This is a genomic window from Streptococcus suis, from assembly GCF_019794555.1.
Classification (GTDB): domain Bacteria; phylum Bacillota; class Bacilli; order Lactobacillales; family Streptococcaceae; genus Streptococcus; species Streptococcus suis_AB.
In genome coordinates this window covers 95,209-120,434 of sequence record NZ_JAIMEP010000003.1, presented here as the reverse complement: position 1 = coordinate 120,434, position 25,226 = coordinate 95,209, and the positions used below count along the sequence as shown (strand labels likewise).

Here is a 25,226-nt window from a genome sequence, read left to right as displayed (position 1 = left end):
AGTAGAAACTGTCAACGTGTATGGTTAGTTGACCAATTATGTAATAACCGCAAAGGAAAAGCATATGAGGTCGAACACAAAATTGAATATTGGGTTGTCATACTCTTTTTCTTTGCTTGCCAAAGAAAAGGAGTCAAGATATGACAACAAATGACAAAAATACTAATTCAAAATACACTCCAGATCGCTATCAAAGTGCAAAGCCTTATAATGGTGTAGAACCTACTGATTCACAAGTACTAGCTCCATTCGTTATTAGAGATAAAGCGATGTTAGTTAACAAGGATGTTAATCGAGACAATCTCAAAACGTTTAATATCTATGGCAAGCGAATTCTTGTTGGATTCGTACCAGTTGAACGAGTAGAGTTTGCGAATGCTCTTCGTGTCTTTAACATGGATACCAATGAATATTTGAGCCGTCATTCTAAAGGAAAACATGATGATTTATCTTTAGATGAGATGTTCGATAAGATGGATAATGATGAGAAATTTGGCTACGATCCAACTGGAATCCCTTCTCATGAGGAGAAACTGATGCTTATTGAAACACTAGAAGAATTGATTGATGTTGTTTATCAACGTAATGAAAAGTACGGTAAAATCCTAAAGCTAATCTACCAAGATGTCACAATTAGCAAACAAGAAATCATTAAACAACTTGGTCTCAAAAAGACCCAAGGTTATGATGCAATCAAGAAAGCACATGCACTTGCAAAGGAGGTTTATAAAGAACTAAATCAATAAATGAAAATCGCCATCTCGTTTTGAGGTGGCGATTTTTTGCTAATCTTTCTGATAGAATAAGCATTCGTATCCGTCGGCGCGAAGATTAATATCGGGCATCCAGTCTGGTGCAATTCCCATCAACGATGCAATCTCATCAAGTTCTTGTTCCATTGGACATTCCATTATTACTTCATCATGTACGTGACCGACAATCTTTTCATTGCCTAACAATCGCATGGCATAGGCCAATAAATCACGACTGATGGCTTGGACTATATTTTCGACAAATTTTGGACCATAACTTTCAATGCGATCCCATTTCTTGCCTGTTACAAGCCCCTCATATGTGACTGATTCACTACCAAATTGGTTCTCTCCCATCCTAGGTTTGACATAGGATAAGCGACGACCAGATGGTAGAGTGATGAATAACAAGCCACTCTTAACCTCAAAGGTAATTCCATGGGTAGATGTCTTGGTTCTCTCTTTAACGGCTGTTTTCACTGCTTTGTCTACATCCCACCAGAATAATACTATGTTGGGATTAGACTGCCTCCATGCTTCCACAAGAGGTTGGAGTTCTTCCTCATTCAATCCCATTTCAAGAGCACCCATAGCTTTTAAAGCACCAACTGAACCACCATAGCCAAGAGCCAACTCTGAGATTTTACCTTTTTGACGTAAATGGCTATTGACTCCGTGTTTCTCCACAGGTACATGGAACATTTTGCTGGCGCTGGCACAGTAGATATCTTCGCCATTCTCAAATACTTTACTACGCCATCTCTCCCCTGCCAAGTGGGACAGGACACGAGCTTCGATAGCTGAAAAGTCGCAAACAATGAATTTTTTTCCTTCACTTGGAACGAAAGCGGTACGGATAAGTTGCGATAAGGTATCCTGAGTATCGTAGAGTAGCTCAGTAGCTTCTAAGTCACCGGTTCTGAAAAGTTCTCTCGCTTCCTCAAGGTCAGGAAGATGGTTCTGAGGTAGATTCTGAAGTTGTACCAAGCGACCAGCCCATCGACCAGTTCGGTTAGCTCCGAAAAATTGAAACATTCCTCTTACTCGACTGTCTTTACAAACACAGTTCATCATAGCCTGATATTTGGAAACACTTGATTTGGTAGCTTGCTGACGAAGTTTGAGAACTTGAGCAGTTGTTTCATCAACCGTTTTGAGTAATTCTTTTACAGCTTTTTTGTCTAGAGAATCTGTTGCTACTCTATGTTCTCGTAACCAGCCAATCATCTGTAGAACAGAGTTTGGATTTTCAAGACCTGTTAAACCTTTCAGTTCCTCTTGGATTTGAGCTTTGCTCTCTGTATCAATTTTGATTGCAGCTTTTACAAAATCAACATCTATGCCAATACCGTGGTCGTTGATAATCTGATCATGGTGGTACTCATTCCAAACAAAGCTAGGTACTGGGAAGTTTTTCACCCGTTCCTTGATGGCCAATTCGACTTCTACATCTCGTTTGTTGTAGTTGATAAAGGTAGACCACTTGTCAGGAGCGTGATGAGGAAAGTTACGAATTCGTCCCCCATTGACCTTGGTAGGCTTACAAGGTACGCAGAAGTAGCGAATGAGGTCAGCCCCCTCTCTCATCTTTTGGTCTTTGAGTTTGAGAACTGTTCCAACTCCTTCAAGGGAGAGGGGAAGTCCTAAAAAGGCTGACCAAATCATGCTACATTTCCATGAAACTGGAGATAAAAATCCATCTAATAATAAATCAGGATGATATTTCTTGAGCCAGTTGGATAGGCAAATTCGCTCAAATGAAGCGTTGAATGCCCATTTAATTACACTATCATTCACCAAGGCCTCAAGGATATCTTGTGGTAATTGCTCTTTAGTCAAGTCATAAACAGTCACTGGTCCATTATCGACAGAAACCGCAAACAAAAGGAGTTCAAAACTGTCATCTTCCGCATAGCGATATACACCGGATTTTCGTAAGTCAATTTCACAATAGGTTTCGATGTCAATGCTGAGTTCTTTTATCGGCATAGTTTGTCCTTCCTAAAAAGGTGACAGAAGTACTGCCACCTAAAGTTCTATTTGTTTTTTCGACTGAGTGGTGTTTGGCTAAGTTTTTCTTTATTTTGCTTTGCCTTTCGTTCTATTTCATTTCGAATGTCATCTCTAATGGTCATGTACCCGAAGTATAGTCCGATAAGCACCCAGAGTCCCATAATAGTACAAGTTAAAATAGTATACATCATCGATCTAATTCTCTCTTTCTAGTTCAAAAAGTCATCATCATCTTCAGTCGCAAAATCATCTTCAGCACGAGTGCGTCCACCGAGGGGTTCACCATCACGCAATTTTTGCAAGTTATTCAAACCGCAAGCAATACCTTTGTTGCCGTTAGAATTGAAAGCATAGAAGGTAATAGAAGCACGACCATAGATACCAGAGTACAATTCTGAAGTATCAATAATTTCTTGACGATTGCCATCAACCACACCAGGTTTATGCGGAGAGTTAGCATTTACGAAGTAAGCATTTTTGTATGCTTCATCATCAGGTCGTTCAAGGTCACCGTCACGTAGGGGAGTTTTCAGAGTAGATAGAGCAGGTACAGATTTACCGTTGCCCTTGAGCCTTGACTCACCTTCTGTATAGGCTTGTTCAATAGCAGCCTTGATTTTGTTAATGGTGACTGTATCCTCTTTTGGGATGATGAGTGACGCACTGTACTTGGGAGTGCTACCATTGATAGATTTTGGTTCGTTGGCATTTAAGTAGCTGAAGCGAGTGTTTGGTCCTGTAATTACTTTAGTTGTCATATAGTTAATCCTCTTTAAATTCATGTTTTGCTAGGTTCATCTCTTGACGGCTATCGTCAATTGGAACGAGTGTTGGTTTACCACTTGGTTTTATTACGAGACCACCAAGTAGGTCGTTAAAAGTTTTCTTGCCAAGTAACTTAGTCATGGCAGTGATAGTGAGCAGTTTCTTCTCGTAAGGGTCAAATCCAGCTTCAATCACTGCTTGGCTAACGGCTGACTCATCTGAGAATTTATGAACAGAGCGACCTTTAACCAGTTTGTATCCTGGGATAGGATGTCCATCTTTTGCTTGATTCAATGCATAAGCTTTGATGTCATTTGCCCATGAAATCAACAAATCTAGTTTAGGCAAAATATCAGCAATGTCCTCGTTATTAAGGGAAGCTGGATCCGCAAACTCCATCTTGGCTAGTGCCAAATTATCCTCAGCACGCTTTCGACAGACATTCCTGAGTTTACAGAATTGGCAGTGTTTACCAGATTGTATCTCCCCCTCACCTTTGAATGCAAGTTCAGCTTTTGGAGCGAGCACGTTTTCAGCCCATTCAAGCAACTCAGTCTTTTCCATCTCAAAGGTAGAAATGTTATATTTTCGTGGTTGAAAGATGGTCATGGTGACTTTATCAAAATCATAAAGTCCATCAAACATTTCAATGCTACCCAAGGCATAACACATCATTTGCGGGTTGTAGTTTGCATCTACTAGAACACCAAGTCCGTGCTTATAATCAATAACCTGTAGAAGTCCGTCTGCCACGATGATGCAATCCCCAGTTCCAAAGCCCTCAGGTACCCATTTGGAAAAGTCAAGTCGTTGTTCGACAAGAACTGTAGGGTCACGAGAGTAGCCTTTGGCTTTCTCAACTTGATCCATCACATAGTTGCGGTATTCTTCTGCGCAATTCTGCATTTCATCGTTGTAAAATGCTAAATCTTCTGTTGGATCACGCGCATTCCTCCCTAAAGCTTTCTCGACTAGATAAGCACACAACTCGTGAGCATCCGTACCTTCAAGAGCAAAATCAGATGTTGTGTCTGGCAGATCTTCGGTGAGACGAACAGATGGTGGGCAGCTCAACCAACGATGTGATGCAGATGCGGATAGAATGGCGTGGTTAGTCATTACCAATCCCTCCTGCTTTTTTAAGTACTGCCGCAAAGTGTTTTGGATCAAGTGCTGATAGAGAAGAAGCACCGTAAGCGTTTAGAAGAGCACGGACATCTTCCTTATAGCCATCTTTTGCTTTCGAGGCAAGTACAGCACGGATATCCTCCAATTGAATTTCCTTTTGTGGTTCTTGTTTAGGTTGATCAGGTTTTGTTACCGTTTCTTCCTCAGAAGAGAGCAGTTTCTTGAATTCATCTACCAATCGAAGGTAGTACTTTGCGGTTTCTTCCATATCATGAATTAGTCTATTCAGTTCTTTCATTTTGCTCATTGATTTCTTCCTCCTTTATTTTACGAGCGAGTTGCTTTGAGATGACGCTGATGGCGGTAAGTGTATCGACCAGTTCATCATTGTGATTCACAGTTATTTCTTGAGTCATTTTGTGACCTCCTATCTTATTAGGTAGAGATGTGAACAGAAATTCCGGTTTTTATTAAAAATTTTTTGAATCGATGTTTTTCATCCCTTACACCTATATAGGTAATACTAGGATGTAATTTTCCGCTTTTTTATAAAATTTTTTTAATTTGGTAAACATGAAAATAATCTTCCTCTAGCTAAATAAAGGAAGATTATTTTTTTTTGAAAAAATTTTATTAAGGTGCGGAAAAATGAGCCGTAGTTCTACCTAATAAGGTAGGAGGGAAAAATCTCCACACATCATTAATTACATTTGGAGGGTGCATAATGCAATTTACCTTATCTCATTCCGGACAGACTGGGGTTCAGACAACCACGGTTTATCCCAATCAAGTAACTATTACTGATGAAATATCGCTACAAACTGTTGTGCAATTCGACCATGTGGCAGGGCTTTTTTTAAACAATACACGCTCAAATACCAATTTCATCAAGTCGGACGTCTTGGTCATGGATATTGATAATGACCATTCTGAAAATCCGGAAGAATGGATGACGGTCGAGCGATTAAAAGAAATCTTTGCGGATTATAATTTTGCCTTGGTCACCAGTAGAAGTCATATGCAGGCAAAGGCAGGAAAAGCTCCAAGACCAAAATATCATATTTACTTCCAAATCAATGAGGTAACTGATAAAGATGTCTATGTAACTATGAAGGAAGAACTCTGTAATCAATACAAGTTTTTTGATGATAATGCTAAGGATGCGGCAAGGTTCTTCTTTGGAAATCCCAATGCACAGGTTATATGGCATGATTCTTGGCTAACTATTGATGAAGATATATTTCAAGCTGTGTCATTTGATGACGAGGAAGATTTCGATGCAGACTTCTATACTCCTCCAAGTGGACCAATCCAGCAAGGGAGTCGTAATTCAACGATGTCTGTATTTGCAGCTAAGATTGTCAAACGTTTAGGGGTAACGCAAGAAGCAAGAGATGGCTTTGATGAGCAGGCTCAGAAATGTGTACCACCGCTGGATAAAGCAGAGTTAGATTCCATCTGGGGAAGTGCTGTGCGATTCTACAACAGAACTATAAAAACATCTAAAGGCTACGTGGCTCCAGATGCTTTCAATCGAGAAACTTTAAAACCAGATGATTACTCTGATGTTGGGGAAGCGGGAGTTCTTGCAAGAGAGTATGCGAACAGGCTCGCATATACCAATGCAACAGACTATCTTTACTATGACGGAACCCACTGGCGTGAAAATAAGCAGTTGGCATTAGGTGCAGTTGTACACTTTACCGATGAACAACTTGCTGAAGCGAATGCACTCTTGGAATCTGCAGATAAGCAACTTCAGTCTTCAGGTATTGATGAATTAACCATAAAGGCTGGAGGAAAGCGTCTAGAAAATGCAGTCGAAACTCCACTTCAATTGAAATATTTAAAAGCTTATCTTGCAGCTAAAGAGTTTCATAAATTTGTTATGAAACATCGTGACTATAAGAATTTGATGGCTGTCTATAATACAGCTAAACCAATGCTTTCAGTAGAATTGTCAGAATTAGATAGTGATGACTTATTACTCAATACCCCAGAGGCTACCTATGATTTACGAAAGGGAATAAATGGGCAACAAGAACACAATCCTGAAGATTACATAACAAAAATAACCGCAGTCTCCCCTAGTGATCAGGGAATGGGATTATGGCAGGAAACTTTAGCTACCTTTTTTTGTAATGACCAAGAATTAATTGATTATGTTCAAGAAATTATTGGTATGGCAGCCATAGGTAAGGTTTATCAGGAACACATGATTATTGCCTATGGAGGCGGAGCGAACGGCAAGTCTACTTTTTGGAATACCATCGCTCGTGTGCTAGGTAGCTATTCAGGTAAATTATCTGCGGATGCCTTAACTATGTCAAACAAGCGAAATGTCAGTCCTGAGCTTGCTGAGCTTAAAGGGAAACGTCTGGTCATTGCTTCTGAAATGGCAGAAGGGATGCGACTCAATACTGCGGTTGTTAAGCAGATTACCTCAACAGATGAAATCCAAGCCGAGAAGAAGTACAAGGATCCCTTCCACTTCGTGCCCTCACACACGCTGGTTCTTTACACTAACCATCTACCCAGAGTAGGTGCGAACGATGATGGAACTTGGCGACGTTTGGTTGTCATTCCTTTTAACGCTAAAATCATAGGTCGCTCTGACATCAAAAACTTTGCGGACCATTTGTATGACAATGCAGCACCAGCCATTATGTCTTGGATTATCGAAGGTGCAGAAAAAGCCATCAAAGCGAACTTCAAAACAAAGGTACCAGCTGCCGTATCAACTTCCGTCAAAGCTTACCGAGAAGCCAATGATTGGTTAGGACACTTCCTTGGTGACTGTTGTCAAGTTGGCGATCAGTTGTCAGAAAAATCAGGAGAGCTCTATAGTCAGTATCGTGCCTATTGCGCCAAAAACATGGAGTACACACGCAGTACGACCGATTTTTATTCTGCTCTTGATCAGGCAGGTTTTAAACGAAAACGGACAAGTAAAGGTAACTTCATTCTTGGTTTGAAATTGGTTGATGATGGCTATGATTTTTTAGACTAGTGACCATCATTTTTTACGGTCTACCTCCACACCAGAGGTCGCGAGAGATTGGAAACGTGTCGGTCGTTGACCCTTTGTCAAAAACTAATAAATTCTAATTACTAGAACAAATTAGTTAATCGACCAACATGAGTGACATTTTTTGATTTTGTGTAGGTCTATTTTGGTCTTTTCTAAAACTATCCTATAAGCATAAATTACTATAAAAAAAGCCAGTAAGGGGAGTTTTGGAAATGACTGCACTAGACCTACACACTTCAATTTGACGAAAGGATTTAGAACGATGAGAGAAAAATACGTTGAGCAAGCTTTGGTGAAGTCTGTGAAAGCTAGAGGAGGCATTTGTCCTAAGTGGGTATCACCATCTTTTTCTGGTGTACCAGACAGGTTGGTGTTTTTACCCAATGGCAATTTTGGCTTGGTGGAAGTAAAGGCTCCCGACCAGAAGCCAAGGAAGTTACAAGTGTCAAGACATAAACTGTTCGAGCGGTTAGGCTTTACGGTTTATGTCATTGACCGCATTGAGATGATTGGAGAAGTGTTAGATGAAATTGACATTACATAACTATCAAGTAGTCGCCAAGGACTTCATCATAGGTCACCCATATGCAGCAGTCATCCTAGACATGGGGATGGGGAAGACGGCAACAACCTTGTCTGCGGTGAATGAGCTGATGTTTGATAGATTTGAAGTCACTAAGGTTTTGGTTATTGCCCCACTTCGAGTCGCAAATACTGTTTGGAGTGATGAGATTGAACAATGGGCGGAGTTGCGTCACTTGCGTTATTCGAAAATTGTGGGAACTCCCAAGCAACGAAAAGTAGCTCTCCAGAAAGATGCGGATATCTATATCGTCAATCGTGAAAACCTCCCTTGGCTGGTGGAACAATGTAGTCCCTATTTCAAGTGGGATATGGTAGTGATTGATGAATTGAGTTCTTTCAAGTCTTGGCAGTCCAAGCGTTTCAAAGCCTTCATGGCTATGCGACCTTACATGAAACGTATCGTTGGTTTGACAGGAACTCCAAGCTCAAATGGGTTAATGGACTTGTTCGCAGAGTTTAAAGTCATTGATGGAGGAGAACGTCTTGGTTGCTTCATTGGTGAGTTTCGTAGTCGCTACTTTGAAGAAGGTCGTCGCAATGGAAACATTGTCTATGAATACATCCCTATGGATTATGCGGAGTGTCAAATTCAGGACAAGATTAGTGATATTACCATTTCCATGAAGGCTCTAGATTATCTAGATATGCCTGATTTGATTTCAACCAAGAAGCTGGTGCGTATGTCAGAAAAGGAAAAAGAAAAGTACAGTCAGTTTAAGAAAGAGTATGTATTGTCAGAGTTAGACGGACTAGAAGTAACTGCTACCAATGCTGCAAGCCTGACGAACAAGTTAGTTCAGTTGTCCAATGGAGCCGTATATTCTGATAATCATTCGGTTGTGGCATTTCACGAACAGAAACTAGATGCCCTTGAAGATATCCTTGAATCCGCAAATGGAGAGCCTGTCTTAGTTGCTTATTGGTTCAAACATGACTTAGCTCGGATTCTGGGTCGTTTAGAAAAACTCAATGTAAAGAGTCGGGTGTTGAAAACAGAAGAAGATATTCGTGAATGGAACAAGGGAAATGTCCCAGTTGGCTTACTTCATCCAGCTGGAGCTGGTCATGGGTTGAACCTCCAAAAAGGTGGTCACCACTTGGTCTGGTTTGGTTTAACGTGGTCATTGGAACTATACCAACAAACAAATGCACGACTTTGGCGTCAAGGCCAGGAGGCTGAGACAGTTGTTATTCAACACATTGTGACTGAAGGAACGATTGATGAGGAAATTCTCAAGGCACTAGAAAACAAAGATGCACAACAAGAACGGCTGATTGAAGCTGTTAAAGCACAAGTAGGAGGAACAGATGGATAAGGTGGAATATATAGCTAAAAACTATCGTGACATGAAAATGAAGTTACATTTAGTTCAGGAGAAATTGCTCAACTATCGACCTATCTCAGAGAATAGTGTGATTCAGTCACTGGTATTTGAGAAGTCAGAGCATGAAAAGGTCAAGAAAAGTAAAAACCATGGTCGTAGTGAGCTGATTTCTCTTAGTTTTAGAGAAAAACAAGAACAAGAAAATCAAGAGTACCTCAGTAGTTTGCTTAATACCTACTACTGCTTAAAAATGGATCTTTACTACTTTGAGTTCGTTATGGAGCTAATACCTGAGGATTTGAAGCCATTAGCCAAGGATTTAATTTACTTAGGCAAGAGTTGGACTGAACTAGAAGAGATTTATGAAATCAGTCATTCAACACTTGCTTATCGTAGGCGTAAGATTCTAAAACAATTACGCAAGTGTTATCGTTGGACTTCAAAAAGTCTTGAACTTAAGGTGGAAGATTATCACATCCCTATCTAGTGATGGTTGAGTGCACTAAATTGGTACTAAATTAGCACTAAATTTGTACTGGTTTAGTACTGATTTTCAACCTAGACATGTGATATACTTAAGATGTCAAAAAAGATAAAAATCTCCCTCAAATGACTGGATATTCTTTGGCTGATAGGGTAATATAAACCTAGAAAAACCAAAGGAGAATAACCATGTGGACTGACGGACGGATTGATTATCAGGGACAAAAAGTGGATTACATTGCCAAGGTTAGTCCCCAACCTTCAGAAGTTGGAATTGACCTTGGATGTATTTTCAAATTAGATATTGAAGTAGCTGAAGAAACAATCGTTTCTTACGACAGAGGATGGGAACTCTATCCTGAAACAGAAGAACGTGAAGCCATTCTTGAGGCGGTTTTGCTGGTTTTAACTGTTTAAAATATCTTTAAATTTATGCAGAAATGACTGGATATATCTCCTTTTTAGAGTTAATATGTACACAACAAAAGAAGAGGAGAACAATACCATGACAAAGCGTCAACAAGAAAAACTCAATGCCCTTTTAACAGAAATTGCAAAAGAAGAACTTTTTGTAGAAACCTTGGAAAAACGTTGGAGCGACAATCTTGACTTCTACGATGTTTCGGTATGGGGTATCAAAAGAGCATTGGAGAGAGCCTACGAAGCAGGCCAAAAATCAGTAAAATAAAGTAAAGCCTAGCCTCATAAAGGTTGGGCTTTTTGCGTGGAGGAATTATGATTATTTCTAGTGAACAAGTTTCAGTTGGACACCCAGATAAAATCTGTGATCAGATTTCAGATGCCATTTTGACGGAGTGTCTAAAGTATGACAAATCAAGTCGAGTGGCAGTTGAGACTTTAATCAAGGATAACCAAGTTGTGGTAGCTGGTGAAATTTCAACTAGACATTACTTTAATCTCGAGAACATTGTTCGTCAGGTTGTCGAGCCACTTGGTATGAAAAATGTTCGGGTAACTAACCTACTTGGACTCCAAAGCTCAGATATTGCACAAGGAGTAGATAATGGAGGTGCTGGTGATCAAGGAATGATGTTTGGTTATGCGACAGACGAAACACCTGAGTACCTGCCACTTCCTTATGTTCTAGCAACCCGAGTCCTTGAGAAACTGATGTCGCTTGGTCACCCCTTACTTGGAAAGGATGCGAAAGCACAGGTATCCTACGACTATGAGAAGAAACGGATTGATACCTTTTTAGTTTCCATCCAACATACTGAAATAGCCAACCTTGCCAAAGTGAAACGAATTGTGACTGAAGCTATGATGTCAGTAGCACTTCGTTACCGTCAGAATCTAGATTTCAAAGTTCTAGTCAATCCGACCGGACGTTTTGTTCTTGGTGGTTCGTTTGCGGATGCAGGAGTTACTGGTCGAAAAATTGTGGCCGATACCTATGGTGGTTTTGCACATCATGGTGGCGGTGCTTTCTCTGGAAAAGACCCAAGCAAGGTTGACCGCTCAGCAGCATACATGGCACGAAAGATTGCTAAGGATATTGTTCGAGAAGGGTATGCGAAACGATGTGAAGTACAATTAGCCTATGCCATTGGAGTTGCAGAACCTGTGTCGGTATATGTAGAAACCTTTGGAACCAGTCGCTACACCTCAACACAACTGGAAGGAATGATTCGTGAACGCTACGACTTGACCCCACAAGGTATCATTAAGGAACTTCATCTCTTGAATGTAGACTACACCAAAACATCTTGCTTCGGACATTTCACGAAAGAAAATCTTCCTTGGGAGAAGTAAAATGCCAAGAAGACCAAGCACACCTTGTAAACAAAATGGTTGTCCTAACTTAGTATCCTATGGTCACAAGTATTGTGACAACCATAAGGGAAACCATCAACTGGATGCCAAGTCAACCAAAGCCAAAGGATACAATGCCCAGTGGAATAAAGCACGACTTCGTTACTTAAAAGTTCATCCACTCTGTGTTGAATGTAAAGTCAAAGGTCGATTAACCAAAGCAACAGTGGTTGACCATATCACACCCCACCGAGGTGACCAAGAACTCTTTTGGAATCAATCAAACTGGCAAGCACTTTGTAAGTCTTGTCATGATAGGAAGACCATGACGACTGACCGATATGTGGAGTATACGTATCGATTTTAGTCTTGGAGTTTCGTTACAATAGTATCCAATTTTTAACCCTTTGGGGGAGGGGGGATGGAATCTCTAAACCCTTGGGAGACTAAGACCGACGCCCCCTCAAACGTGCAATTTCGCAAAATTCGCAAGCGGGTACATTAAAATCGCTTCATTTTGACGTTCCTTCCCACCGTTATCACGTTTCCAGTGTGGGGATGTAGCGTTCCCTAGTATGTCATTTTGGTAATAATAATAGTGAAAAAGGCTAGAAACAATGGTGAAAATAGTTGTTTTTAGTCCTTTTTTGTTTGAAAGGAAAACAAATGGACGAAAGTCAACGCAAACAAATCTGGAAAATGCGAGGAGAAGGTCTTGGCTATGGCTTAATCGGTAAGGCTACAGGACTGTCTAGAGATTCCGTTAAGAAATACTGTAAACGAAATCCAGCATTGCTTGGTCATGGAGCGGCGACAAAGCAAATGGCAAAAGCCGACCAGAATGACGGACTCCGTTGCCCACAGTGTTATCAAACACTTAAAATTCATAAAATAGGAAGACCAAAGAAGTTCTGTTCGGATAAATGTCGTAAAGTCTGGTGGGCCACTCATTCTGACGAACACGACAAATCAAAAACTGCATATGAAGATTTGACTTGCCAGCAATGTGGCAGGTCATTTTTATCTTATGCCAATCCAAATAGGAAATTTTGTAGCCATTCGTGTTACATTCAATCACGCTTTTATAAAGGAGAAACCAATGACAAGCCAACCAACAATGGAAATTAGAGAAATTCGATTGTCTGAATTACACCCAGCCTCCTACAATCCTCGAAAAAAACTTAAAAAGGGTGATAAGGAGTATGAAAAGATTAAGCAAAGTCTACTCAAGTTTGGCTACGTTGACCCCATCATCGTCAATAAAGACTTGACGGTAATTGGTGGCCATCAACGATTAACTGTATTGAAGGACTTAGACTATGAAACCGCCAAATGTGTCATTGTCGATTTATCCAAAGAAGATGAAAAGGCACTGAACATTGCCCTTAACAAAATCACCGGTCAATGGGACGACCAACTTTTGGCGGACTTGCTTTTGGATTTACAGGAATCGGATTTCAATCTCGACCTGACTGGTTTTGAACCACCAGAAATTGACGATATCCTGTCGAATGTTCATGATAAAGACCTATCAGATGATGACTTTGATGTTGAAGAGGAATTGAAGAAACCCACCTTTTCAAAACGAGGGGACATTTGGCAACTTGGTAAGCATCGAGTGATTTGTGGAGACTCTACGAAAGCTGAAACTTATGACCAACTTTTAGGTGATAAAAAGGCAAATTTGGTTGTGACAGACCCTCCCTATAATGTTGATGTAGAAGAAACAGCTGGAAAGATTCTCAATGACAATATGCCTGATAGTGACTTTTACCAGTTTCTTTTTGATATGTTCACTCAAGTAGAAAAACATATGGAGTCTGATGGTTCAATCTATGTATTCCATGCGGATACAGAAGGACTGAACTTCCGAAAGGCATTTAAAGAGGCGGGATTCTACCTCAGTGGGTGTTGCATTTGGAAGAAGAACTCCTTAGTTCTTGGACGTAGTCCCTATCAGTGGCAACATGAACCATGTCAGCCAGCAGGTACGATTGTTCAAACTATAAATGGTCCCGTTCCAATAGAAGACTTAAAGGATGGTGATAGGGTCATTAGTTACAATTCCTATTCAGGAACAATTCTGGGGATGCGTAATGGTGGCTATGAGATAAAAACAGCTTCTCGATATTATAATGGCACCTTATACGGTATAAAAATTGGAAATAAAATAACGTGGGCTACGGATAACCATCAGTTTTCGGTTCGTTTTAATGAATCAACAAAAAACAATTATTGTACCTATCTTATGCGTAAAGGAGACCGTTGGCGTGTAGGGATTACTGAACTCTATAACTCGAGGGGATTTGGTTTGAAAACGAGACTTCGTGGAGAGAAAGGTGAAGAGGCTTGGGTCATTGATGTATTTGATGATAAAGTAACAGCCCAGTGCCACGAACAGTTATTAGCCCTCAAGTACGGTATTCCTTATACTCATTGGGAAATGGATAGAGGACTTCCAAAGAAAGAAACTCAACGCACATCTCATCATGTCGATATGATTTATGATAACTTGGATAGCCAAATTCAATTAGATAATGCTAGACGTTTGCTTGTTGACTATGGTCGAAATATCAAATACCCACTCATTCACAAAGGAAATGGACATGAGGCATTTAGTAAACGAGTAACTGCTCGCATCAATGCTTGTAATCTGATCCCTCAAATTATGCAAGTTCCAATTCCAAAAACTTATGAAAAGGAAACGAGAGAAAATTTTTACTGGGGCGTAATTGATGAGGTTCTTACAAAAGGATTCAGTGGACCTGTTTATTCTCTTGCTGTTGAAAAATATGAACATTATATTGCAGATGGAATTGTTACTCATAACTGTCTTTATGGCTGGAAACAAAAGGGAAAACATCAATGGTTCAGTGACCGTAAACAAACAACCATTTGGGAATATGACCGTCCTAAATCCAGTAAGGACCATCCAACGATGAAACCCATTCCGCTCATGGCCTATCCTATTCAAAATTCATCCATGCGTGGGACGATTGTTCTTGATCCATTCCTTGGTTCTGGTTCAACCCTAATGGCCGCCGACCAAACTGGAAGGGTTTGTTACGGCATTGAGTTGGATGAGAAGTTTGTGGATGTCATTGTCAAACGTTATATAGAGTCAACAGGAAATCATAACGTGACGGTGTTGCGCGATGGACAGACATTGACCTTTGATGAAGCTTATTCAATGATGGAGGAGTCGGTATGACCTTAACTTTTCTTGATTTCTTTGCAGGAGTGGGTGGTTTTCGTCGTGGTTTGGAATTAGCTGGGTTCAAATGTATCGGTTACTGTGAAAAGGATAAGTTTGCACGAAAATCTTATGAAGCAATGTATGACACGAAAGGAGAATGGTTTCATGACGACATCACAAGCATTGACCCAACACAACTTCCAAAAGCAGATTTATGGACTGCGGGAAGCCCTTGTCAAAATGTGTCTATCGCAGGGAAGCGAGCAGGACTATACGGTGAACGAAGTGGACTCTTTTTTACATTTGTTGACCTCCTCCAAAGCCAAGAGGAAGAAGATAAACCCGAGTGGATACTCCTTGAAAATGTTAAGGGACTTTTATCAAGTGGCGGGGGACGAGATTATCTCGACTATCTCTCTATCTTGGATGAAGCAGGGTACGACCTTGAGTGGCAAGTGTTCAATTCAAAAGACTACGGAGTTCCCCAAAATCGAGAACGCATCTACACTCTCGGACATCTTAGAAGCAGAGGTCGACGCAAAGTACTACCTATCAGCGGAGAAAGCGGTAGCCATCTTAAGCAACTTGTAGGTGGCATGCAAAGCTACCGTGTCTACGACCCTAGTGGAATTGCCACAACTCTTGTTGGTGAGGGTGGGGGACTGGGTGCTAAGACAGGTCTTTATCTAATTGACCAATCTTTGACAGAACCAAAGTTGACAGATGAGGCACGTTGTATCACTGCACGATATACTGCTGGAGCTACAAAACGGACTGCGATGAATTCTGGAGTACTCGAAATTCAACCCATTCTGACACCCAATCGAATCAACAAGCGTCAAAATGGACGTAGGCTCAAAGAACAGGATGAGCCAATGTTCACATTGACCTCTCAAGACCGTCATGGTGTTCTCGAAGGCATCAAGGTCAGAAATGGTACGAAGCAAGGTTATCAAGTTGCAGAGGTAGGAGATTCCGTGGATTTATCCTATCCCAACTCTCCAACGAGACGAGCAAGAGTTGGGAAGGGAATTGCCCATAACCTCTCCTGTGGTGGTCAAATGGGTGCTGTGGTTTGGAATGATCGAGTTGTAAAAATCAGACGCTTAACCCCTCGAGAATGTTTTCGCCTACAAGGTTTTTCTGATGATTTGTTCGAGAAAGCCCAAGCAGTAAACTCTGATGCCCAACTATATAAACAAGCTGGAAATGGTGTGACGGTAACAGTTGTCTATGCCATTGGATGTGCCATTCTAGCAAGCGAAGAATTATCGAAACTATCTTCAAAATAATCGAGAAATGACTGGATATATGTCTCCTTTAGAGTTAATATGTACACAACAAAGGAAGAGGAGAACAAAACCATGACAACAACACTTGAAAAACTTTACGACATCTACCCAGCAACCGCAAGCATCATTCCTTACAAAGATTGGGTCATCGTTGCATCGAATGGATATAAAGGAACAGAAGTTGAGATTTACGAAACGACTGATAGTCTTGAAGAGTTTGAAAACTTTGAACGCAGATTTGACCGCATTTATCAAGAAGCAGGAACATTCGAAGACTTTGGACATGCAGTTAAGTGGGCATTTGAAAAGATTGGAGAATAACATGGACGCAAAAATTTTCAATAACCTAAAGACAATCTATCCGGTTGGGACTAAGGTTAGATTAGTTAGAATGGATGACCCACATCCAGTTCCTAAAGGAACACTTGGTACAGTTATTGGAGTAGACGACATTGGTTCACTCTTAGTTAAGTGGGAAAACGGCAGTTGCTTAAATGTTTTGTATGGAATTGATATCGTAGAAAAGGTAATGTGAGATGTGGGAAATTATGACTCGAACGGTTGGAGACAGACATTACATTTGTGAGTTTCTCCGTGAAGACACAACAGACCCAAGGAATATAGACGGTGCTTGGATTAGAATACTGACAATAAAACGTGATGGTGAATATATCTACCAATATAGATATGGGAATGAAATAGATAACATGGACGACATTGACAGAACTGTTTGTCAGGCTGTACTTGATAACTTTAATGAACTTTAAGAATGAACTCGAAATGAGTTCTTTTTTCTTACTCTAAAGGAGGTGAGATTGTGGCAATCAGGGGGCGAAAACCAAAGCCTACGAATATGAAAATACTTGAGGGAAATCCTGGTAAGCGACCACTCCCTACGAATGAAGTCAAACCCAAACAAAAAGCCCCACGTTGCCCACAGTGGCTTGAAGATGATGCAAAGAAGGAGTGGAAACGGATGGGAAAAATTCTCGAACAGATGGGAATTTTAACCGAAATGGACATGACTGCTTTTGCAGGTTACTGTCAAGCCTACGCTCGCTGGAAAGAGGCGGAAGAGTTCCTATCTAAGCATGGCTCCATTATCAAAACTCCAAATGGCTATCTCCAACAAGTCCCTCAAGTCTCTATCAGCCAGACTAATCTAAAAATCATGCTTAAATTCTGTGAACAATTTGGTTTGACACCATCAGCACGAAACCGATTAGCGACGATGGATGCGGAAGTTGGTACTGGTGATGAAATGGAAGATTTGTTAGGAGGAATTTTATGAGCTATCATTATGAACCAAGTCCATTCATGCTTCCAACCTCACACTATGATAAGGCAAAGGCTGATAGGGCAGTAACATTTATCAATAACCTCTCCCACACCAAAGGCAAGTGGGCAGGAAAGCGATTTGATTTGTTGCCGTGGCAGGAACAGATTGTCCGTGATCTATTTGGAATTGTCAAGGAAGATGGTAATCGCCAATTCTTAACAGCCTATATAGAAATTCCAAAAAAGAATGGCAAGTCTGAGCTAGCGGCAGCTATCGCTCTTTATCTACTATATGCGGATAATGAAGCTAGTGCAGAAGTTTATGGTGCCGCTTGTGACCGAAACCAAGCGTCAATCGTGTTTGATGTAGCCAAGCAAATGGTGCAGATGAGTCGCCCTTTGGAAAAGCGATCAAAGATAATGGGAGCAACCAAGCGTATTGTAAATTATTCTAATGCGGGGTTTTACCAAGTTCTTTCTGCAGAGACTGGGACAAAACATGGATTAAACGTATCTGGCTTGGTCTTTGATGAAATCCACGCTCAGCCTAATCGTCATTTGTATGATGTATTAACCAAGGGGTCAGGAGACGCAAGGGAACAACCCCTCTTTTTTATTATCACGACAGCTGGAACGGATAGAAACTCTATCTGTTATGAGTTACATACCAAAGCATTGGATATTCTGAATGGTAGAAAGAAGGATACGTCTTTCTATCCTGTGGTTTATGGTTTATCTGATGAAGATGATTGGAATGATGAAGCCAACTGGCTCAAGGCCAACCCTTCACTAGGGCATACAATTGGGATTGACCGTGTGAGAGAAGCCTACCAACAGGCACTTGACAATCCTGCAGAAGAGAATGTCTTTAAGCAGCTCCGTCTAAATATGTGGACAAGCTCAAGTGTTGCTTGGATTCCAGAACATGTTTATGCGAAGGGAAATGATCCTATCCAATATGAAAGTCTCAAGGGTCGTAGCTGTTATGCAGGTTTAGACCTTTCTAGTACGTCAGATATAACGGCTTTTGTTTTGGTATTCCCTCCTAGATTTGAAGAGGAAAACTATATCGTTCTGCCTTTCTTTTGGCTACCTGAAGATACATTGGAACTGAGATGTCGACGTGACCATGTTCTATATGATGTTTGGGAGCGTCAGGGATACATCAAAACTACAGAGGGGAATGTTGTTCACTATGGGTTTATCGAAAAGTTTATTGAAGACTTATCGGAAATCTATCATATCAAGGAAATAGCCTATGACCGTTGGAATGCGACGCAGATGGTTCAGAATCTAGAAGGAATGGGCTTGACCATGGTGCCTTTCGGTCAAGGGTACAAGGATATGAGTCCACCATCAAAGGAACTCTATAAACTTATGATGGAAGGCAAGATTCAACATGGTGGGCATCCAGTTCTGAAATGGATGGGACAAAACGTAGTCATGAGACAAGACCCTGCTGGTAATATCAAGCCTGACAAGGAAAAGTCAGTCGAGAAGATTGACGGTATTGTAGCACTCATTATGGGACTGGACCGTTGTATTCGTCATCAAACCGATGAAGGAAGTGTTTATGATGAACGCGGAATATTGAGTTTTTAGCTAAAAATTTATTCAAAAATAATGCAGAAATGACTGGATAATACTTCTCTTTAGAGTTAATATGTACACAACAAAAGAAGAGGAGAACAAGACAATGGCAACAAAAGCGCGGATTGGATTATTGACTAAAAACCATACAGCACAAACAATCGAGGTAGCGTATGAAGGATATCCAGAATACACTGGGGAACTTCTAAAGAAACACTTTAAATCAAGCAAAGAAATTCGTGCATTACTTCAGAAAGGTGATATCATTCAGCTTGAAGATAGTCTTGATAAGATCGAACACGATGACTTACAGGGGAATGCCCAGCAACATCGTTTTATCGGTGACATCAGTCAATTGGCAGAGGATACCCTGGCAGATTACATTTATCTATTTCAAGAAAGTGATAGAACATGGTATCTACTTGAAGAAGGAGAGATGAAAAACATCTAAGAACAAACGATAAGTACTTCAATCGAGGTGCTTTTTTCGTACTCAAAAGGAGGAAGTATGGGACTACTAGATTTACTGGGACGTAAGCGTGCTAGGGATAAACCACGGAATAGTTATGAAGGCCAGGACTTTTCCTATCTGTTTGGACGAACGACCAGTGGGGAGAATGTGGATGAGTTTAAAGCTATGCAGACGACAGCTGTCTATGCTTGTGTCCGTATCTTAGCTGAAGCAGTTGCTTCATTACCCATTCATGTATTTGAGAGAACGGCAACTGGAAAGGAGAAGAAGGTGGAACATCCCCTTTATTTTCTCTTACATGATGAACCTAACCCTGAGATGTCATCTTTCGTCTTTAGAGAAACCTTGATGACCCATCTTCTGATATGGGGCAATGCCTATGTCCAGATTATCCGAGATAGGAGTGGACAGGTAATCAGTCTTTACCCACTCTTACCAGATAAGATGTCAGTTCATCGAGACGAGAGTGGTAAGCTCTACTACAAATACAAGCGTCAGTCAGAAGAAAATCCAAACTTTAAGGAAAAGGGAGATGCTATCTTGAGAGCAGAAGATGTTCTCCATGTTCCAGGTCTGGGTTTTGATGGATTGATTGGCTATTCTCCAATTGCCCTTGCAAAAAATGCCATCGGTATGACCTTGGCTACGGAAAACTATGGTGCATCATTCTTTAAGAATGGTGCAAATCCTGGTGGTGTTTTGGAACATCCAGGGATTCTCAAGGATCCCAAACGAGTGAGAGATTCATGGAATGCAGTCTACAATGGGGTAACCAATGCCCATAAAGTGGCAGTTCTTGAGGAAGGGATGAAATACACTCAAATAGGCATTCCACCTGAAGAAGCCCAGTTTCTCCAAACTAGAAAATTCCAAATTAATGAAATTGCAAGGCTCTACCGCATTCCACCTCATATGGTTGGTGACTTGGAGAAATCCTCATTTTCAAACATTGAGCAACAATCTCTAGAATTTGTTAAATATACCTTAGACCCCTGGGTAGTTCGTCTCGAACAGGCTTTCAAGAGGTCTCTTTTTTTACCTGAAGAAAAGAAAACCTACTTTGTGAAGTTCAATGTAGATGGTCTTCTTCGTGGAGACTATCAGAGTAGAATGAATGGCTATGCGATTGGGAGACAAAATGGCTGGCTGTCGACGAATGATATTCGTGAACTTGAGGACTTGAATCTCCTTTCAGATGAGGAAGGAGGCAATCTCTACTTGATAAATGGAAACATGACGAAACTGAAGGATGCGGGTGGCTTTATGAAACAAGCACCGTTAGAACAAGAAACTCAATCTGAGGAGGATATGGATGCATAAGTTTTGGAATTTTACAGAAGATGATAGTGGTCGAACACTTCGTATTGAAGGACAGATTGCTGATGAGACGTGGTTTGGCGATGAAGTCACGCCACAAGTATTTAAAAATGATTTACATGCAGGAAGTGGAGACATCACCCTCTGGATTAATAGTCCAGGGGGTGATGTTTTTGCGGCGGCTCAAATCTATAACATGTTGATGGATTACAAAGGTGATGTCCATGTCGTAATTGATGGCTTAGCCGCAAGTGCTGCTAGTGTCATTGCCATGGCAGGTACAACGGTTTCTATGAGTCCAGTTGCCATGATGATGATTCACAATCCTTGGACAGTCGCACAAGGTGAAGCCAAGGATATGCAGAAGGTCATTGAAATGTTGGGAGAGATTAAGGAATCCATCATCAATGCCTATGAATTAAGAACAGGACTTTCAAGAACCAAGCTATCACACCTCATGGACTCAGAGTCTTGGTTCAATGCCAAAAAGGCTGTTGATCTCGGCTTTGCGGACAAGATTCTCTTTGACAAACAAGAGGAACATGGAATGGACACCGAGAGTTATTCTTTCAGTCGAAATACTGCACAACAAGATTTACTTGTAAAAATGCAGGCGAAACTTGAAGTCCAACAACCAAAGAAAACAATCCCTATCAATCAGTTGGAAAAACGATTGAATTTGCTCAAATAACGAAAGGAATATGAACTGATGTCTAAATTACTTGAATTGAAAGAAAAACGTAACCTAGCTTGGCAACAAGCAAAAACCTTCCTTGACTCTGTTCGCTCAGAAGACGGACTGGTATCAGAGGAAGATTCCAAACGCTATGATGATATGGAAGCAAAAATCAACCTCTACAATCAAGAGATTGCTCGATTGGAGCGACAAGAAAAGATTGACCTTGAACTTTCTCAACCAGCATCACAGGCTCTAATTGGGCAGCCCACTACAGTTTTGAATGACAAGACTTCTGAAGAGGAAAAGAAAGGTGTGGCTTCAGATAGCTATGCCAAGACATTTTGGACAAGTGTCCGTAAGCGTCACTTCTTTGATGTTAAAGACGTCCTTCGAGTAGGAGAAGATACCGAAGGTGGTCATCTTGTTCCTGATGAGTATGAGAAGAAATTGGTTCAAGGATTACAAGAAGAGAATTTCTTCCGTAGCCTTGCGACTGTCATCAAAACCTCTAGTGGTGAGCGTAAGATTCCTGTTGTGACTGGACACGGTTCAGCATCATGGATGGATGAAAATGGCCTTTATCCTGAAACAGAAGAAACCTTTGGTCAGGTGACACTAGACTCTCATAAGATTGGGACTGCTATTCGTATTTCTGAAGAGTTGCTTAACGATTCAGTTTTTGACCTTGAATCCTATATGACAGCTGAATTTGCTCGTCGTATTGGAACGGAAGAAGAAAAAGCATTCTTGATTGGTGATGGTTCTAAGAAACCAACTGGAATCTTTACTCAGGCAGAAGTTACAGGTCCAACGACTGCTACAAAGGATATTACCTTTGACGACATGATTGAACTGTATCATTCTCTCCCTGCCCCATACCGTAAGAACGCAGTTTGGATTTTACATGATACGACTGTCAAAGCTATCCGTAAACTCAAGGACAATAACGGTAATTACATTTGGCAGCCATCCACTCAAGCTGGACAACCAGATTTGATTCTAAATCGACCATATTATACATCAACCTTTGCCCCACTTCCTGAAGCAGGAAACAAAGCCATTGCATTTGGTGATTTCTCATATTATTGGATTGCAGATCGGCAGGGACGTACCTTCAAACGTCTGAATGAACTCTATGCCAACAATGGACAGATTGGTTTTCTTGCTTCACAACGTGTGGATGGTAAGTTAGTTCTACCTGAAGCTGTTAAGACTCTAACTGTAAAGGCTAAGTAGTTATGGTTAGTTTAGCAGAAGCAAAACAGTATCTCAAAGTGGAACACGATGATGAGGATGGACTGATTGAGCAATTGCTTGAAACCAGTCAACAACTCTGTGAAGATATTTTGCGACAATCAATTTATTCAGAAGTTCTAAAGACGGCAATCCTATACGGGGTTGCCTATCTTTATGAACACAGAGAAGATGCAAATCATAGAGAGTTGAAGGAGACGCTTTATCACTTATTGTTGGCTGAACGAAAGGATGTGTTCTGATGAAGATTGCACCTTTGAGGGAACGATTGTCATTTCATGTTCGACAGATTGTTCAAGATGAGATTGGCAATGAAACTTCGACATGGATACCTTTATTTGAACGGTGGTGCTCTTGCCGTCCTCTCACCTTGACCGAAAGGGATGGGAGGGTGACGAAACTGGAACAAGAGAAAGTCCAGTTCACCCTCAGGTATGAAAAAGCAATTCTTGGACTTCATTCTTTAACGACACGCATTCAATTTCGTGGTCAAACCTATGAGATTGAGTCGATTGATGGAGATACAGTGCCAAGGCAACTGATTTACATAGTCGCCATTAAGGAGGAGATTTATGACTAGAATTGAATTGGGTGCACTAGAATCTGCCATCGCAAATGAGCTAGCTGAGTATGTGCAGGACACTACAGAGGTGATGCGTGAAATTGTAGAGGAAGTCACTGAGGAATCTATTGAAACCTTGAGAGCAACGTCACCTAGAAAGAGTGGATCTTATGCCAAAGGGTGGAAGAGTAAAGCAACGATTGATACCAGTACAGGTTTAACCAAAACCATTCATAATCGAACGCCAGGCTTGACGCATCTATTAGAAAATGGTCATGCCAAAAGCTCTGGTGGGCGAGTTGAGGGAATCAAGCATATCGCTCCCATTGAGAAACAAGCGATACAATCCTTAGAAGAAAAGCTGAGAAAGCGAGTGTGATAAGACATGCTACTGAGTGAAATGTACTCCATTCTCAAAGAATTACAGCTCCCAGTCGCCTACCATCATTTTGAAGAAGGGAGTCGTCCAAGACCACCGTATCTAGTATATTTGATGACTGATTCAGATAATCATGGTGCAGACAATTGGACCTATCATAAGCTGAATAACCTGCAAGTGGAACTCTATACCACTAAGAAAGATTTAGCAACTGAACAAAAGGTGGAGTCATTATTTGACAGCCACCTTATTTATTTTGAAAAAGTAGAGACCTATATCTCATCTGAGAAACTCTATCAAATAACCTATTACATTACATTACACGGAGGATAATATGGCTGAAAAGAATAAGGTCACCTTTGGGCTACAAGATGTCCATTGGGCGGAAGTTACAAGCGAAGGTTCTGATGGTACGTTGACATATGGCAATGTGGAACGACTTCGTGGTGCTGCAGAATTAACCCTTGAACCAACAGGAGACAAGGGTTCTTATAAGGCGGACAATATCAATTTTTATACAACGGAGTCAAACGATGGTTATGAAGGAACGCTAAAAGTTGCTCTTCTAACGCAGGAATTTTTGACTCGAGTCCTCGGAGAGCAGTTAGATGCAACGACAAATACCATTTCAGAAATCGCAAATAGCGAAAAGAAAAATTTTGCGTTGATGTTCCGTTTTGAAGGGGATAAAAAAGAAACATTACACGTTTTGTATTATTGTTACGCATCTCGTCCGACTGTTGGTTCAAAAACCAAGTCAGGTTCGGATATCAATGAGGTAGAGTTGACCTTTACTGCCAGTCCTCGCCCTCTTGATAAGGTTGTACGTAGACGAACAACGGAGGAAACGAGTGATGAAATTCGTCAAAACTGGTTCAAGGCAGTTTTTGAACCTCGTAAGTAAGGAGTAGGCAATGAGAGAAAGTATTACCATAGCAGGAACAACCTACGAGTTAGCAACCAATGCCTACACACCAATTGCTTATAAAGAGCAGTTTGGTAAGGACTATTTCCAAGATCTCTTTTCTATGGTCAATAGTCAAGCTATCTTGGATAAGCTAGACCAGTTGGAAGAAGGAGAAGATTTACAGGCACATCATATTGATGTTTCTATTCTGTCTGATTTCGATATGACATTTTTCCATCGGATTTTTTGGGTCTTTGCCAAATCTGCCAATCCACGAGTGAAACCATTTGTGGATTTTTATATGGAGATGGAAGAATTTCCAGTGCAGGAAGTAGCCCCTGTCTTGATGAATATGTTGAACCAAGGGATGTCAACCAGAAAAAAGCAGATGAAACAGAAACAGCGAGTGAGGAAATCTTCACAGTAGAGAGTTATTTCTCCTGTT

At 40.9% G+C, this 25,226-nt stretch carries 31 protein-coding genes and 3 pseudogenes; 29 read left to right on the top strand and 5 right to left on the bottom strand.

The genetic code is table 11. From position 1 onward, the window contains the following. The first annotated feature begins 140 nt into the window (after nt 1-140). A complete protein-coding gene (locus K6V48_RS02315; RefSeq protein WP_222367681.1) occupies nt 141-746 on the top strand; it encodes a hypothetical protein in 606 nt (201 codons plus the stop codon). Nucleotides 747-785: 39 nt separating this feature from the next. Here the strand turns inward: K6V48_RS02315 and K6V48_RS02310 are convergent, their stop codons facing one another. From K6V48_RS02310 to K6V48_RS11755, 5 genes are all read right to left on the bottom strand, one after another. Beyond that, a complete protein-coding gene (locus K6V48_RS02310) occupies nt 786-2,741 on the bottom strand; it encodes a DNA polymerase (RefSeq protein WP_222367679.1) in 1,956 nt (651 codons plus the stop codon). A 233-nt stretch (nt 2,742-2,974) separates the two neighbouring features. After that, a complete protein-coding gene (locus tag K6V48_RS02305; RefSeq protein WP_172114702.1) occupies nt 2,975-3,523 on the bottom strand; it encodes a DUF2815 family protein in 549 nt (182 codons plus the stop codon). 4 nt (nt 3,524-3,527) lie between these two features. Continuing rightward, nucleotides 3,528-4,649 (bottom strand): DUF2800 domain-containing protein, encoded by a 1,122-nt coding sequence (locus K6V48_RS02300; RefSeq protein WP_222367676.1) that lies wholly within the window; start codon nt 4,647-4,649, stop codon nt 3,528-3,530. Next, nucleotides 4,642-4,965 carry a hypothetical protein gene (locus K6V48_RS02295; protein WP_222367673.1) on the bottom strand — a complete coding sequence of 108 codons (324 nt, stop codon included), beginning with the start codon at nt 4,963-4,965 and terminating at the stop codon, nt 4,642-4,644. The genes K6V48_RS02300 and K6V48_RS02295 overlap by 8 nt, the downstream gene beginning before the upstream one ends. Beyond that, nucleotides 4,940-5,074: a hypothetical protein gene (locus K6V48_RS11755; RefSeq protein ID WP_015057839.1), complete on the bottom strand. Its 135-nt coding sequence runs from the start codon at nt 5,072-5,074 to the stop codon at nt 4,940-4,942. Before K6V48_RS11755 ends, K6V48_RS02295 begins: the two co-directional genes overlap by 26 nt. Nucleotides 5,075-5,382: 308 nt before the next feature. Here K6V48_RS11755 and K6V48_RS02290 point away from each other — a divergent pair, with 308 nt between their 5' ends. The 28 genes and pseudogenes from K6V48_RS02290 to K6V48_RS02155 all read left to right on the top strand — a co-directional run bounded on the left by K6V48_RS02290 (nt 5,383) and on the right by K6V48_RS02155 (nt 25,208). Continuing rightward, nucleotides 5,383-7,668, top strand: a complete 2,286-nt coding sequence (locus tag K6V48_RS02290; protein ID WP_222367670.1) for a phage/plasmid primase, P4 family — start codon at nt 5,383-5,385, stop codon at nt 7,666-7,668. A 283-nt stretch (nt 7,669-7,951) separates the two neighbouring features. Next, nucleotides 7,952-8,233: a VRR-NUC domain-containing protein gene (locus K6V48_RS02285; RefSeq protein WP_222367666.1), complete on the top strand. Its 282-nt coding sequence runs from the start codon at nt 7,952-7,954 to the stop codon at nt 8,231-8,233. Next, nucleotides 8,214-9,590, top strand: coding sequence for a DEAD/DEAH box helicase (locus K6V48_RS02280; RefSeq protein WP_222367664.1), 1,377 nt, complete (start codon nt 8,214-8,216; stop codon nt 9,588-9,590). Before K6V48_RS02285 ends, K6V48_RS02280 begins: the two co-directional genes overlap by 20 nt. After that, complete coding sequence (locus tag K6V48_RS02275) at nt 9,583-10,086, top strand: hypothetical protein (protein WP_000361943.1); 504 nt, start codon at nt 9,583-9,585, stop codon at nt 10,084-10,086. Before K6V48_RS02280 ends, K6V48_RS02275 begins: the two co-directional genes overlap by 8 nt. A 185-nt stretch (nt 10,087-10,271) precedes the next feature. Then, nucleotides 10,272-10,499 (top strand): DUF7678 domain-containing protein, encoded by a 228-nt coding sequence (locus K6V48_RS02270; protein WP_105140993.1) that lies wholly within the window; start codon nt 10,272-10,274, stop codon nt 10,497-10,499. An 88-nt stretch (nt 10,500-10,587) separates the two neighbouring features. Then, nucleotides 10,588-10,770 (top strand): DUF6900 domain-containing protein, encoded by a 183-nt coding sequence (locus K6V48_RS02265; RefSeq protein WP_024388637.1) that lies wholly within the window; start codon nt 10,588-10,590, stop codon nt 10,768-10,770. Nucleotides 10,771-10,817: 47 nt separating this feature from the next. Next, nucleotides 10,818-11,855 carry a methionine adenosyltransferase gene (gene metK / locus K6V48_RS02260; RefSeq protein ID WP_105145862.1) on the top strand — a complete coding sequence of 346 codons (1,038 nt, stop codon included), beginning with the start codon at nt 10,818-10,820 and terminating at the stop codon, nt 11,853-11,855. A 1-nt stretch (nt 11,856) separates the two neighbouring features. Beyond that, complete coding sequence (locus K6V48_RS02255) at nt 11,857-12,222, top strand: HNH endonuclease (protein WP_029185059.1); 366 nt, start codon at nt 11,857-11,859, stop codon at nt 12,220-12,222. Nucleotides 12,223-12,521: 299 nt separating this feature from the next. Continuing rightward, nucleotides 12,522-12,983: a helix-turn-helix domain-containing protein gene (locus K6V48_RS02250; protein ID WP_114866589.1), complete on the top strand. Its 462-nt coding sequence runs from the start codon at nt 12,522-12,524 to the stop codon at nt 12,981-12,983. Next, a pseudogene (locus K6V48_RS02245) lies at nt 12,955-13,833 on the top strand (DNA methyltransferase); the annotation flags it as partial. The gene K6V48_RS02250 and the pseudogene K6V48_RS02245, both read left to right, overlap by 29 nt. Before the next feature lie 111 nt (nt 13,834-13,944). Further along, nucleotides 13,945-14,682, top strand: a pseudogene (locus K6V48_RS12000) (hypothetical protein); the annotation flags it as partial. 3 nt (nt 14,683-14,685) lie between these two features. Continuing rightward, nucleotides 14,686-15,066: pseudogene (locus K6V48_RS02235) on the top strand (DNA-methyltransferase); the annotation flags it as partial. Then, the gene (locus K6V48_RS02230) at nt 15,063-16,343 is read left to right on the top strand and encodes a DNA cytosine methyltransferase (RefSeq protein ID WP_014638124.1); all 1,281 of its coding nucleotides are present in this window, start codon (nt 15,063-15,065) and stop codon (nt 16,341-16,343) included. The pseudogene K6V48_RS02235 and the gene K6V48_RS02230, both read left to right, overlap by 4 nt. A 72-nt stretch (nt 16,344-16,415) precedes the next feature. Continuing rightward, nucleotides 16,416-16,664 (top strand): Nmad4 family putative nucleotide modification protein, encoded by a 249-nt coding sequence (locus K6V48_RS02225; protein WP_014638123.1) that lies wholly within the window; start codon nt 16,416-16,418, stop codon nt 16,662-16,664. Nucleotide 16,665: 1 nt separating this feature from the next. Then, a complete protein-coding gene (locus K6V48_RS02220; protein ID WP_014638122.1) occupies nt 16,666-16,878 on the top strand; it encodes a DUF4314 domain-containing protein in 213 nt (70 codons plus the stop codon). Between the two features lie 13 nt (nt 16,879-16,891). Continuing rightward, nucleotides 16,892-17,110, top strand: a complete 219-nt coding sequence (locus tag K6V48_RS02215; RefSeq protein WP_238599932.1) for a hypothetical protein — start codon at nt 16,892-16,894, stop codon at nt 17,108-17,110. A 50-nt stretch (nt 17,111-17,160) separates the two neighbouring features. Next, nucleotides 17,161-17,634: a phage terminase small subunit P27 family gene (locus tag K6V48_RS02210; RefSeq protein ID WP_024414194.1), complete on the top strand. Its 474-nt coding sequence runs from the start codon at nt 17,161-17,163 to the stop codon at nt 17,632-17,634. Continuing rightward, nucleotides 17,631-19,223 carry a terminase large subunit gene (locus K6V48_RS02205; protein WP_222367661.1) on the top strand — a complete coding sequence of 531 codons (1,593 nt, stop codon included), beginning with the start codon at nt 17,631-17,633 and terminating at the stop codon, nt 19,221-19,223. Before K6V48_RS02210 ends, K6V48_RS02205 begins: the two co-directional genes overlap by 4 nt. Before the next feature lie 94 nt (nt 19,224-19,317). Continuing rightward, complete coding sequence (locus K6V48_RS02200) at nt 19,318-19,662, top strand: hypothetical protein (RefSeq protein ID WP_014636338.1); 345 nt, start codon at nt 19,318-19,320, stop codon at nt 19,660-19,662. Between the two features lie 57 nt (nt 19,663-19,719). After that, nucleotides 19,720-21,003, top strand: a complete 1,284-nt coding sequence (locus tag K6V48_RS02195) for a phage portal protein (RefSeq protein ID WP_222367658.1) — start codon at nt 19,720-19,722, stop codon at nt 21,001-21,003. Then, a complete protein-coding gene (locus tag K6V48_RS02190; protein ID WP_222367655.1) occupies nt 20,996-21,691 on the top strand; it encodes a head maturation protease, ClpP-related in 696 nt (231 codons plus the stop codon). Before K6V48_RS02195 ends, K6V48_RS02190 begins: the two co-directional genes overlap by 8 nt. An 18-nt stretch (nt 21,692-21,709) precedes the next feature. Then, the gene (locus K6V48_RS02185) at nt 21,710-22,915 is read left to right on the top strand and encodes a phage major capsid protein (protein WP_222367653.1); all 1,206 of its coding nucleotides are present in this window, start codon (nt 21,710-21,712) and stop codon (nt 22,913-22,915) included. A gap of 2 nt (nt 22,916-22,917) precedes the next feature. Continuing rightward, complete coding sequence (locus K6V48_RS02180) at nt 22,918-23,175, top strand: head-tail connector protein (protein WP_024411438.1); 258 nt, start codon at nt 22,918-22,920, stop codon at nt 23,173-23,175. Continuing rightward, nucleotides 23,175-23,513, top strand: a complete 339-nt coding sequence (locus K6V48_RS02175) for a head-tail adaptor protein (RefSeq protein WP_105140857.1) — start codon at nt 23,175-23,177, stop codon at nt 23,511-23,513. Before K6V48_RS02180 ends, K6V48_RS02175 begins: the two co-directional genes overlap by 1 nt. Continuing rightward, nucleotides 23,506-23,874: an HK97 gp10 family phage protein gene (locus tag K6V48_RS02170; RefSeq protein ID WP_105140856.1), complete on the top strand. Its 369-nt coding sequence runs from the start codon at nt 23,506-23,508 to the stop codon at nt 23,872-23,874. Before K6V48_RS02175 ends, K6V48_RS02170 begins: the two co-directional genes overlap by 8 nt. Nucleotides 23,875-23,880: 6 nt before the next feature. After that, complete coding sequence (locus K6V48_RS02165; RefSeq protein ID WP_105141844.1) at nt 23,881-24,207, top strand: hypothetical protein; 327 nt, start codon at nt 23,881-23,883, stop codon at nt 24,205-24,207. A gap of 1 nt (nt 24,208) precedes the next feature. After that, entirely contained in the window at nt 24,209-24,778 is a 570-nt protein-coding gene (locus K6V48_RS02160; protein WP_014636346.1) for a major tail protein, read from the top strand. A gap of 10 nt (nt 24,779-24,788) precedes the next feature. Beyond that, the gene (locus K6V48_RS02155; RefSeq protein ID WP_029185069.1) at nt 24,789-25,208 is read left to right on the top strand and encodes a hypothetical protein; all 420 of its coding nucleotides are present in this window, start codon (nt 24,789-24,791) and stop codon (nt 25,206-25,208) included. Nucleotides 25,209-25,226: the final 18 nt, after the last annotated feature.